This is a genomic window from Micromonospora sp. WMMD723 (assembly GCF_049863385.1).
GTDB lineage: Bacteria > Actinomycetota > Actinomycetes > Mycobacteriales > Micromonosporaceae > Micromonospora > Micromonospora wenchangensis.
In genome coordinates this window covers 3,089,808-3,102,972 of record NZ_JBMKNR010000001.1, presented here as the reverse complement: position 1 = coordinate 3,102,972, position 13,165 = coordinate 3,089,808, and the positions used below count along the sequence as shown (strand labels likewise).

The window sequence follows — 13,165 nt, the reverse complement described above, 5'->3', positions numbered from 1 at the left end:
CTGGAAGCATCACCAATCATCCATTCTCCTAAAATCCAATATCCTAGAGTTAAACACATCGACAGACTCTGGTCTCAGTCCAAAAGTTTCGAATCCTCGCTCCATCTTTAAATGCACAGATCGAATATCTTGACCAATATCTCCTGGAAGCTTTCCCGCCGCGATAAGCGCATCGCGCGTGCCCGGCCGCATGTCATACTGAACCAATGCGGCATACTTTTCGGCGTTACGACCACCGCGCCGCGAGAAGCGATCCCGCAGGCCTCCCAGATATGAACGCGACTGGGTAACGAAGTTTTCTGTTCCCCTGACGGTTATCTCGCCATTACCTCCGAGTTGCTTGAACTCCTTCTCGCTCATCGCTCGATAAAAGGTCTCACTGCAGTTGTGCACGAGCACCGGTGTGGTGCCAGCGAGCACATAGTACGTGTGGAGGGTGTCGACGGTGAGGTTGTGTACCACCTCGGGTTGGGTGCGGTGGTGGGTGGCGGCTACGGCTGCTGGTCGGTGGTCGGCGGTTTCGAAGGTGTAGCCGGGCTTGAGGTCCTTGGCTTCGCGCCATTGCTGCTGGTCGGCGATCCAGAAGGGGTGCCCGGCGGTAGCGGTGATCGTCTCGGCACGGCTGCCTTGGGGGCCATCCACGGTGACGGTGATGTCGACGAGTTGCTTGGTGCCGCTGCCGACGATCAGAGCGGTGACTACTCGCGGCGCGGTCCGCCCCGTGGTGGGATCGGTGGCTAGGACCTTGTCGCCGAGCTGCACGTCACGGATCGGCTTGTGGCTGCCATCGGCCATCAGGACCTTCGTGTCGCCGGTGAAGCTGTTGCCGAGGCAGCCGCCGCTCCGGCCCATGAGCCCGCGTCCGATGGTGCGTGCTTCGCCGAGTCCCGCGCTCACCGCCTTGCCGCCGGCTGCTCTCATTCCCCCGCCCAGAGCGCGGAGCCCGGCACCGAGGGCCGCGCCTCCGACAGCCCCGGCGGCCCCGCCAGCGGCGCCGAACAGCCCACCGAGCGCGGTTTCGCCGGCGAGATCCCATCCGCGCTTGCCGTTCATGTATCCGGTGACAGCGGAGCCGACAGCTCCGGCAAGGGCACCGCAGGCGACGGCACCGACACCGGTCCAGCCGATGGCGGCCCCGCAGCCGATGCCGACGACCGCACCGACGGCGATGCCGGCGATCTCAGCGGCGTGGTCCTCGACGAACTGGGTCGCCTTGTCCCACATCTCGTTGGCACCCTCGACGAGTGGGGCAAGGCGCTGAGCTGCTTCGAGGAACAGCTTCTGCCGGAACTTGTCGGGGTCACGGATGGCCTGTTGCGTGACGGCGACGACGCTCGCCATGACCTTGATGCCGCCGGACACCAGCTTGACTCCCGCCAGCAGCGGCTTGGTGAGCGCGGCCACGACCGGCAGCTTGGTGAACTTGATCGCCTGCCGGACAGCGGCCTTCGCGGCGTTGGTTACCGCCTTCTTGGCTTCGTATATTCGTTGCGCCGCAGCACGGGCTTGTTCTTTGGCCCAGTTGGTGGCATTGGTACGCAGGTTGGTGACGCCTTGTTTGATGTGACGGTAGGTGTTCTCGACGGCGGTCTTGGCCTTGTTGTAGAGCCTGGTAGCGCCGTTGTAGAGCATCTGCCCGAATGACCTGAGGGCGGAGATTCCCTGGTTCCAGAGCCGGGTGCCGTAGTTCCATGCCCAGGAGGCGGTGCTGCTGACGAAGTTCGTGGCGGCGTGGTAACCGTTGCTGACCGAGCGGGCGGCCCGCTTGAGCCACTTGGGCCAGTGACCGTCAGGGTCGTCGAAGTCCAGGGGCGCGCCGGCGGCATAGGCGTACCGGTTCGCGAGGATGGAGTCACCGCTGGCGTAGTCGACACTGTCGCGGGAGGTGAAGGCGCCGGTTCCCGGGTCGTACCACCGGGCGCCCATGTCGACCTGACCGGTTTGTGGGTCGGTCCAGTCACCCTGGAAGCCGAGGTTGCCGGTGTCTCCGATGCTGGTGATCTTCTTGCCGAACGGGTCGTACGAGGTGGAGTCGTTCAGCGTGGTCAGGCTGGTGTTGGCGGGATCGAACGCGGCGACGACGTCGCCGTGGGCGTCGGTGAGTGAGAGTTGCTCGTCCGAGCCCTGCCCGGTGGCCAGCAGTTCGTCTGCGGGACCGCGGGCGAAGTACTCGACGCCGTCGGCGACGACCTCGTCACCCAGGCCGGCATAGGTGAAGGTGGTGCCGGTACGGGACACCACCCGGTCCAGGCCGTCGTACTGGTACGTCTGGGTGATGGCGGTGGTGAGACGGTCGAAGGCGTCGAAGGCGTACTGCTCGCTGAGGCCGGAACTGGTGCGCGACCGGAGCGTGCCGCGCGGTGAATAGGTGTAGGTGTAGTCGCCGTCGGTGAGCAGCCTGTTGCGTGCGTCGTAGGTGGCGGTCTTGCTGCCGGCGCGAATCCGGTTGCCGCTGGCATCCCAGGCGTAGGTGATGGTGCCCGCCGGGCTGGTCCAGCCGGTGAGCCTGCCGGCTTTGTCGTAGGTGTAGGTGTTGTTGCCGGCACCAGCGGTGCCGGTGGTGTCCTTGCTGGTCAGATGACCGTTCAGGTCGAAGCCGTAGGCGACGGAGGCGACGACGGCGTTGGCGGCGTTCTTCAGGGTGTCGCTGTTGACCCGACCCAAGTCGTCGTAGCCGAAGGTACGGATGCGCCCGGCACCGTAGTCGATCGTCTTCACCTCGCCTGCGGCGTCGTACGTCAGGTTCTGACGTTGTTCGGTGATCGAGTCGGTGAGGGAGGTGAGGCGGCCCTTGACGTAGCCGAAGGTGGCGGTGCCGGTGACGTCGGTCCTGGTGGTCATCTGCCCGTCGTCGTCGTAGCCGAAGGTCGCAGCACCCGAGGGGCCGGAGGTCGACAGCACCGCACCGCGGTCGTTGTAGGTGTAGGTGTTCGTGCCGGTGGGCGCGCTGACGCTGGTGAGTCTGCCGGCCTTGTCGTAGCCGAGGCTGCGGGCGGCGGTGGTGGACTCCCCGCCGGAGCCGGTTTCGGCGGTGAGTCGTCCGGCGGCGTCGTAGGTGCGCTGGCGGCTGGTCTCACCGGGGGCGCTGATGCGGGTGGCGCGGCCTTCGGCGTCGTAGCCCACGGTCCAGGTGCGGTCGGGGGTGGTGGGGTGGCTGCTCGTGGCTGGCTCGATGGCTGACTCTGGCAGGCCGAGAGTGTTGAAGGTGTAGATGGTGGCGTTGCCGCGTCCGTCGGTGTAGCGGGTGCGGTTACCGGCAGCGTCATACCCGAAACTGGTGGTGACCGACTCGGTGTCGGTTACTGGTTCGATCTGCCTGACCAGGCGGTTCGCGGTGTCGTACTCGTAGGTGGTGACGACGTTGTAGGGATCCTTCGAGGAGACCATGTTGCCGGCCTCGTCGTACCCGTACCTCTGGGTACGCAGCACGTCCCCGTCGGCGTTGAGATTGGCGTCGCTCGTCAGGTTGCCGAACAGGTCGTAGCTGGCGCGGGTGGTTCGCCCCAGCCCGTCGGAAACCCGGACCTTCCGCCCGAAGTAGTCGTATCCAAAGTGGGTGACCGCGCCGTTCGGGGCAGTGGTGCGAATGAGGTCGCCCACGGAGTTGTAAGTGTTGCTCGTGACCGCGCCGGTCGGTGACGTGATGGAGGTCAGGTTCGCGGCGTCGTCGTAGCCCAGCTTGGTGACGAGGTTCCGGTTGACCGGATACCGCTCGACGCGGGTCTGGGTCGTCTGGCGGTCCAGGTCGTCGTAGGTGGACTGAACCTGCGCCCCGGTGGGGCCGGTGACGGTCAGTGTCTCGCCGGTGCGGGTGTAGGTGTAGCGGGTCACCGCTCGGTCGTCGTTGGTGCTGTTGGGCTCGTCCTGGGTGATCAGCCGGTTGAGCTGGTCGTAGCTGAAGCGGGTGGTGCCGCTGGGGTCGATGCGCTCGATGACGTTGCCCAGGCCGTCGTACGTCGTTTGGGTGCTCGGGATGAGGGTTTCCGTGACACCCGGGGGCAGATAGGTGGGCGCGATTGCTTTGACCGGGCGTCCCAGGTTGTCGTACTCGGTGCGGGAGATCTGACCACGCGGATCTCTCGTGGCGGTCGCTTCGCCGAAGGCGTTGTAGCCGATCGCGGTGTCGGCTCTGGCCGTGACGGGCGTCTGGCCGTTGCTCTCGGTGGCGACGGCCGGACCGGTCGCCCCCACCTGCTGGCCGACTTCGTCGTACCGGTAGGTGGTGGTGAACGCCGCCTTGTCCGCACCGGTCACGTTTCCACGCGGATCGGTGGCGGAGGTACGCAGGCCACGTTGGTCATAGGTGTAGCTGGTGAGCCGGGTTCGCGATCCGTCGCCGATGATCTTCTCGGTGAGCAGATTTCCCGCGTCGTCGTAGGTGTAGTCGACAGTCTCCGTGACACCGAGCAAAACGAACCAGGGAAGGTTGGACGTCTTTCCGGTGCGGGTGGTCCGGGTGGTGTTGCCATTGCCGTCGTAGGCGAAGGTGTTCGTCCGGGCGAGCCCTCCGGGATCCACGACGGTGCTGGTGAGCTTTCCGGCGCGGTCGTAGGCGTGTTGGGTGACCTGGGTACCGTTCGCCTCCGCCTTCCGCGTCAGATGGCCGGCCCCGTCGTAGGTGTTCTCCTCGACGACGTAGTCGCGCTTGCTGCCGTCGGGGTTGTGGAAGTCCTTCAGGGTGACCTTCTGCAACAGGTCGTCCCGGTAGTACTGGTACTCCAGCCGACGACCCATGGCGTCGGTGTCACTGGCGAGCCTGCCGGCGAAGTCGTAGATGTAGCGGTGCAGGACCAGGTAGTCGCCGGTGCCGGTGCCCGGCGCCCCTTCCGGGTCACTACGCCAGTCCCTCAGCCGTACCTCGGCAACCTTGTTCTGTGCGGTGTACGCCCAGTCGTACCGGTTGCCGTTGGCATCGACCATCGACGTCCGGTTGCCGAAACGGTCGTAGCCGTAGCTGGTCTCCTTGCCCTCCGCATCGACGACCAGGACGGGTCGGTTGTACTCGTCGTACTCGGTCGTGCTGACCCGGTCCGGGTCGCCGCCCAACACGTCCGAGGTGGTGACCTTGACGACGTTGCCGTCCGGGTCGTAGTCGTTGGTGACGCGGGCCTGGTGACGGACTCCGGAAATGACGTCCGTGGTCGCAGGCGCGGTGATGGTCGCTACTCGCGACTGGCTGTCGTAGGTGTAGCTGGTGATGACACCCGCGGGGTAGCTGTCCGAGACGATCTTCTCGGTGAGCCGCCGTCCGAGGGCGTCATAGGTGTAGGTCGTGACCAGACCGGAGGGCTCGGTCACCTGAGCAAGGTCGCCATTGCTGTAGTACGCGTTCATGGTGATCTTGCCACGGCCGTCGGTGCTGGCTTTCAGAAGCCCGGCAGGCTGGAATCCGCCGCCGTACCCGAATTCCAGGCCGTCGGTGTACGTGTGCCTGACGACGCTGCCGTCAGGGTTGGTCTGCGCCATCAACTGGCCGTTGGGGTGGTAGGTGAACGACGTACGGTACGTGTTGTCGGTGGGGCCGCTCGACCGCCCGTCCCGAGACTCGATCGCGAGGTCAGCCCGTGGGTCGAACGGGTTGGTGATGCTGGTCGGGTACGTGTAGTAGCTCGTCTGGCACTGGTCGAGGGTGCGGCAGCTTTTCCTCGATGCGAGGTGCCCCTTGTCGTCGTAGGTCATCTCCACCGAGTCACCGTCCTCGTTGGTGACCTTGCTCTGATATCCGTCCTCGTCGTAGGAGTAGGCCCGGACCGCCATCCCCTCGGTGGAATGGTGGACGAAGATGGGACCGCCCGAGGAATCCGGGATGATCGTGCAGAATGCCGGGTCGTTCGGGTCCGGCTGCGTACAGACCTGGGTGGGAGGCGAGGTAGGCGGGGTGGTGGGCTCCCCTGGCAGGTCCTCCGCACGGGTGTCCCGGCCCAGGGGCGTGCCGGAGCGCAACAGACGCCCGGCGAGGGCGTCGTACTCGTACAGGTACGGTCGATTTGCCGGGTCGAGAACCTGGATGCTGCGCCGCAGATCGGTGTCGCCGCCGTAGATGGCCGGTTGCCCGACCTTCCAGGTGCCGCCGTTGTCGTCGGTGTACTCCTTGACCCGGTCGGTGGCGGTGTCGTACTCGACCTGACTGGTGATCCGGCCGCTGGGCAGTGTCACCTTCGTCAACTGCTGGGAAGCCGGCTTGGCATAGCGGAAGTGCGCCGACACGGTTTCCGAGCCGAGCGGTCGGGAGTAGATCGCCACCTCGTCGATCACCCCGGCGAAGTACCGCTGGGCGGTGCCACCCCAGCTAGGCCAAGAGGTCGGAGACGTCGCCGTCGCAGCACCGATCTGGTTGAACGTCAGTGACGAGTGCTCGATGGTCTGCCCGGCACGATCCGCGACCTTGACACCGTCGAGGTACATCGTCTGCGTGGTCCCCATCGCCGACAGCACGACATGGTGCCACTTGTTGTCGTTGACGGGGTAAACCGACGTGACAGGAGCGATACCGCCGCCGGCGAACTGTCCGCGTAGTCGTCCGTCAGTACCCGTGTAGAGCACCGGCACGCCGCTGGTCGCGGTCGCACCGACCGCTGCGTCCTGATATCCCAGAAGCGGACCGCCGGTCTGGGTAAGACCGATCTTGAACCAGAGCTCCACCGCGGCGTCCCGGCTCTTCTTGAGCGATCCCTTCGGAAGCTCGACGTACGAGGACACACCGTTGAACGCCGCCGCGGTATTGCTGGTTCCCTCGATGACCCCGGGCTGCGCCAGAGTCGCGTTCTTGTAGGTCCCGGCGTCCTTACCGAGGTTGATCGCGATGTCGCTACCCGCGCCGGTCCCCTGCTCCTCGCCGAGACGGTAGTACGAGTCGGGACGGGCATCGAGTACTGCGGAGCGGTAGTGCGACCCTGCGGCGTAGTCGTAGCTCGTGCACGCCAAGGTCGGAGAGCAGACCTTGGTGAGGAGGTCACCTGTGTACTCGTAGGACCAGACGAGCGCGGCACCGTTCACCACATCGGTCTTGACCGTGGTGATGTGCGCACCGGTCCAGGTGAAGTACAGCGCTCGTCCTGCGGTGTTGCTCGCGCTGTTCGACACCTGCGCCTTGGTCAGCTTGCCGGCCAGGTCATAGCTGAGCACGACCGACCGGGCCGAGATGTCGGTGATCTTCGCTAGTCTTCCGCCCAGGGAGAATCGGTAGGTGGTGCCTGAGCGGTCCCGAAGCGTCCAACTGGTGCTGTCGACGGTGAGCTGCGCGACCCGGCCGGATGGTGCGGCAAAGGTGCCGTCCGGGTTCCTTCCGAAGCGCACCTCCTGCCCATCGGGGTAGCGGACCACCACATTGCCTGATCCGTCGTCGTCAGACGCCAGTTTCATGTCGTACCGGCTGGACCATCCCGCACCGAAGACGGCCGAGGGCCGCGGGTCCAAGCTGTTGTAGGTGCGCAGCAGGTTCAGTTCGGGGCCCACCGTCACCACCGTGGCGTCGACCGCCGAGGTAGTGAAGTTGCCGTACTGCGCGTCGAATTCGCGGCCCTGCTCCGCATCGGGAGACCCCGCGATGCGGGAGATCAGGTCAGGCTGCGGCACCGAGGTCAGAAGCACGGAGTCCGCCGACATGACCTCGTTAGCGCCATCCTTGACGAACGTGCGCCACAGGTAGCTCTTGGTCCATGACAGCCGGCCGGCCGGCACCACCCACGAGGGATTCGCGCCGTAGCCCGAGTTGGTGCAGTTCGCCGCCTCTCCCGCATCGGTACGGTCGCAGATCTCGAACTTGAACGACAGCGTTGCTCCGGGGGCGGCGTCGGAATCGACGGCCCGTGCCCAGAGCAGTGGAGTCAGCGTCGGCGCTTGATAGCCGTTGCCTGGATAGAGTTCCTGCACCACCGGTGGAACGTCGAACACCTGAAGCACGATCCGACCCGGTGGCACCTGGTGGTCGGTGAAGACCGCACCGCCGGTACGCACCATCGTGAAATCCAGGAAATACGTTCCGGGCGGCAGGGCTTTGATGGTCGCATCCAGCGTCACTTTCGCCCCGCGGGCGATGGTGGTCGACAGGTTCGCAGCGCGCTGCTGGACCACCGCGGCGCCGGTCTCCGCGTTGTACGCACGGTAGGCCAGATAGTAGTTGCCGGGCGACCACGGTTCGGCGCTGAGGTTGGTGGCGGTGATCTTGACGTTGCCGTCCTGGTTCCGCAGCACCGGTGGCTCGGGAGTCGGCTTCGGGATCGCGTATGCCGCATTGTAGGGCGAGTGCGTCACGTAGAGCTTCGGCGCGTTAGCGGTGCTGGTTCCAGCAAACTTCTTCCAGGCCGAGGCATCCGTCGTCGAAGCGCGAAGCGAGAGCCCGTAGTTGGTCTGCTGGCCATTCACCCACCGCTGCACCAGGTCTCTGCCAGCCTTCCCCAGGTCGAACATCTCACCAGCGGCCGGACATGCTGACTGCGACTGCCCCAGCCCGATGTACCCGTGGGCGAACGACCGGCTAGCCAATGCGCCACCTACTGACGGGCCCGGATACGAGTAACCCGTACTGGCCGACCACGACTCCGTCACCGGATGCACGGTCACCTGACGCGATCGGCACGATGCAGCGTCAAAGTTGACCGCAGACAGGGCCACGCCGTGGATCGTGTGGTTCTGTAGTTGGCCAACCAGGCCGCCGAACTTGAGATAAGCAGCGGCATTGGACCCACCCGAGCGGCCCACCAGCAGGTCCTGCCCACCGACGGTCGACGATCCCCCGTGCACGTACATGCTGCTGTCGGCACCCACGCCGCTGACCGGCGGACCCACCGTCGGATCCACCTCAACCGGGAATCTCCGGTCCGGGCTCCGCAACCAGTCGCTGTCGAGCGTGACCTTCAACGCGGATCGCCCATTCGACGTGACCAGTTCGTAGGCAACACCTGCCGACGTCGCCGGCCCACGCGACTCACTGCCCGCATCCAGCATGTAGCCAGGGGGGATAACCGCGCGCCGACCACCAACCCGGTCGTTGAGCTCCACCTGTCCATCAACGAGCTTCGCCGTCAACCCGCGGAGCCTCAGGGGGAAGACGAACGATGTCGGCCCCTCGGCCGAATGCAGAACGATGGTCTCCTTGACGCCCCCTGCCCTCGGTGCGAGGCGAACATCGACGCCTGGCTGCACCTGGGAGTAGGTGACAGAGTCCGCATCCGCTCGCCCGACGCTACGTGCCCCGTCAGCCAGGCCGTAGGAGAACTCCTCCTCTGCCGAGAAGGTCAGCTTCACCAGCTCGCTGTCGTCAGCCCGTCCCGCCAGCTTGAGGGCGACCGCGTCGGCAACGTTGCGCCATCCGCTTCCATCCTCGTCGGGCGTGAGCCGAGTGTCGATGGATGCCCAACTGCCGTCCGACTTACGGTAGTTCAACGCGTCTGTCGACAGCTCGGTGGTCTGCGTACCGTCGGCGTTGTCGTAGACCCGCTTCGTCTCCGACCGCTCACTGAGGCGCTCACGGCTCGTCGCTCTGTCGTACCCCTCGACATCCACCACTGGTGCCGCGATTACCGACGCCCTGTTCCGGCCCGGAGCCGGCTCCTGCTTCAACCTGTGCAGCGGATACTGCCCCCGCAGGGACTTCGGCAGTTCCCGGTTACCCCGCCCACGAGCCAGCAGCGAAGACGTGTCCGACGCCGACCCCCACCGCTGTGAGGGGGCAGCCGTGGCCGCCCGGCCGCTCGCTGCTTTCCCTCGTTCGGAGGCTGCGGTAGACAACCCACTCGCGCCGCTGCCCCCCAGATTCACAACCAGGAGGCAGGCCAAAGACATCGAGATTGTTGACCGAACTGCGGTCGACCGCATAAACGACCCGCGTCTCCTTGAATGGGCCATCGGTCCAAAAAGCATGAACATCGCCAATCATTTAGGCGGACGAAGAGCGGCGAATGAATGTTGGATGCGAGAGTTCACCGGCAAGCCTGCCGCGTTTCCGCGCGGACAGCGCCTGCGGCGTTCCCAGAATGAACCTGGACAGGCGGGATTCCGCTGCCGGCCAATTCGGCGCGCCAACGGACCCGAGACCTCAGCCAGCAATCCACAACAGCCCCCGTGATCGATCTGAGAGATCACGGGGAACTTACAAGCCCCAGGGTGCGGCTAGGAAGCATCGTTACAAGTTGATGCCACGAAACAGGTCAGAGCCGGACGAAATGCCACGGCAGGTAACTGTGAGCAACGGATTCATAGCTGAAAGCAGTGCGCGGAAGCCGAGACGACACAGCAGGCCCCGACGAACCCATCGGACGGCACGAGAAGATGATCAACTTCATCCGAGCCAAGGACGTCACTCACCCACCACCCCCGCCAGGTCAACCACGACGGGCGATCGCGGATCAACTCGACGACTCGATGTCGACACAGCGATTTGCATCACTCAAAGTGATCACGCGACTACGTTCGGAACACCTATGCCCCGTTTTGTGGCATCAACTTGTAACGACACTTCCCATTCACGCCCCGGGATCTGTAAGTTCCCCGTGGTCTTTCGGAGCTAGCACGGGGGCCGTTGTGAATTGCTGTCTGAAGTCTTCCGCTCGTTGGTGTGCAAGACCCGACGCGAGCAGGCAACACGACTGAACCGGTCGCACCTCTTCGATCTATGGAGCCGATCTGTTTCCCACCGTCGAACTCGGTGGCTGACAGCCGCAGGAGCAAGTGCGTCAGTGTCCAGCAGATCGACGTCCAATGGAAACCCCTCAACAGTCGTCAAACTTCTGCACCCGCACCTACTGGCAATGGCCACCCTGCCACACAGTAACCACTGCGCCCACATGCGAGGATGGAATGACCGATTCGGGAAAGCTGGACATCAAGGCTCGATTGCTTTTAGCCTACCTATTAGCACCAATCTTGATCATTGCTACTGCCATTACTCAGGGGTCATCCCCGGCGCTGGCGGACGCAGCAGGCAAGGGTGGTGATTTCCTGGCGACAAACGGTGTTTTATTGGATACCCGCACGGGCGTGGGCGGCACGGCCGGCACGCGAGCAGCTGGTTCCGAGACGAAGGTGACCGCACTCGGGGTCGGGGGCATTCCTGCCAACGGCGTCCGCGCACTGCTGGTAGACGTCACGGCCATCAATCCAACGGCGAACACTTTCCTGACGGTTTACCCGGATGGATCCGATAGGCCCGACGCTTCCACGATCAATGCTTCCGCGGGTCAGGTGCTGTCGAATTCCGCGATCGTGGTCACCGTCGGCGCCAACGGCAAGATCGTGGTCTACAACCATTCAGGGAATACCCATATCAAGCTGGACGTCCAAGGCTACTTCACCAGTAGTACGGGCACCACGGGTGGAGGCCTGGTGTCCCTGCCGCACACCAAGTTGATCGATACCCGCAGCGGCCTCGGGACGACCACTGGCACGATCGCGGGCAACAGCAGCCGGACTGTGACCTTGACTGGAAGCGTCGTTCCTGCCGGCGCTTCGGCGGCAGTCATCGATGTGATCGTGACTGGCGCCACAGCACTTGGCTGGCTTTCTGTGGCACCCGAGAACGACGCCACAGCGGCCAACGCAATCGACTATCCGGCGGGCACCACGTCCATGGGAATGATCGTGAAGTTGCCCGCCAATGGCAAGGTTGTGTTGACGAACAAGGGTAGTGGCGCGGTACACGCGGTCGTGACCGTACAGGCATACTTCACTGCCACACCGACGACGGGCGCAGGGTTGCGTACGGTGGCAGCAAGCCGTTTGTTGGATACCAGGACGGCCGGCAGCGGACAGCCGGTGCCAGCAAACGGTACGGTTGATGTGGCCGTTGGTGGCGCGTTCGGCCTGCCAACCAGGGACATCGCCGCAGCAGCACTGAACCTGACTGCAGTGAGCCCGGCTAGCAGCGGTTTCTTGACGGTATGGCCGGTCGATGGCACTGCGAGTGCGGCATCGACGACGAACTTCACTACCGGCCAGCTCGCCCGGTCAAGCTTTGCCGTCAGCAAGCTTGGCACCGAGGGTAAGATCCGAGTCAAGAACAACAGCGCAGGGACGCTGCATATTCTGGTCGACCTGCAGGGCTGGTTCGCCGACCCGATCCTACCCCAGCCGGTGACACCATTTACTCGTACATCGGCTATTCAGCAGTCACCCAACGGCACCACTCTGGGCCTGTTGTTCTACGGGTACACCGACAACCTGGGGCGCATGCGCCGCGGTAAGGCAGACCCCGATAATCCCAATGACATCGCGTGGGAAACCCCGGAGAGCAGCGAGGCTTTCACGGGCCGACCCACGCTGAGCGAACTCTCCGACAAGCGAATTCAGGCAGCGGTGCAGAGCATCGACGGCAGCACCTGGAAGAGCACCCAGGCTGGCTCCAGCCTGCCTTCCTGGGAGAGCGCGCGGACCCTCGGTGGTTCGATGGCGGGCCCTCCGAGCGCACTGACGCTGGGAGACGGAACCAATGTGATCTTCGCCGTCGACATCGACGGACGGCTGTGGAACTACCGCCAAGCAGGAGCAGCACCTCTCTGGAAGAGCCTCGGTGACGCTGACCTAACCGGCACAGTTTCCGTAGTCAAGGACGGCGAGGATGCCCGACTGGTGGCGGTCAGCGCCACCGGCACGGTAAAGACAGCCCTGTATTTCGCCGATGGCGCGCTATCGAGCTGGACTGATCTGGGTGGTACCGCAGAGGGAACACCGGCGGCGTTGCTCTCGACCGCGCATCGCCTGCGCATCGTGATCCGTGACGCCAGCGGTCACATCTCGACCAAGTTCCAGAACCTGGACGGCACCTGGCCCACAACCTGGCAACAGGTGGGAAGCCTCACTGCCATCGGATCACCCGACACTATTCTGGACCCACCGTCCGGCCGTACCGCCATCGTCGTTCGTCGAGATGACAATACGCTGCAACACATCTTCGAAACGGCACCGGGATCGTCGAACTGGGGTCAGTGGCAGCCATTGAACCCGAACCCCGACAAAGCCGAAAATGCAGCGACCGACCCGACCATGACCGCAGTGACCGGAATCGATGGAACGTCCTACATCATCATCTTCCGGGACACCGACGATGTGATCCAGATCTACAGTCGTCAGCTGTCGCCTCAGCGAGTCGGGGAAGCGTCAGACGGGAAGTTTGTCCGCAGCTCAGCTCCAGCACCCAGGCCCTGAACCGGTCGTTCTCGCATGGCGAGTC

The 13,165-nt window shown here is 64.4% G+C and carries 2 protein-coding genes; one reads left to right on the top strand and one right to left on the bottom strand.

Annotation, left to right across the window (positions count from 1 at the left end; genetic code table 11):
- Window positions 1-9: 9 nt before the first annotated feature.
- Window positions 10-9,561, bottom strand: coding sequence for a LamG-like jellyroll fold domain-containing protein (locus tag ACN261_RS14140; protein ID WP_425850463.1), 9,552 nt, complete (start codon window positions 9,559-9,561; stop codon window positions 10-12).
- A gap of 1,236 nt (window positions 9,562-10,797) precedes the next feature.
- Here ACN261_RS14140 and ACN261_RS14135 point away from each other — a divergent pair.
- Complete coding sequence (locus tag ACN261_RS14135) at window positions 10,798-13,140, top strand: hypothetical protein (protein ID WP_144081827.1); 2,343 nt, start codon at window positions 10,798-10,800, stop codon at window positions 13,138-13,140.
- Window positions 13,141-13,165 lie beyond the last annotated feature (25 nt).

Coding starts and splice junctions, on each gene's coding strand:
- ACN261_RS14135 (WP_144081827.1), top strand. CDS start 10,798: ATGACCGATTCGGGAAAGCTGGACATCAAGGCTCGATTGCTTTTAGCC.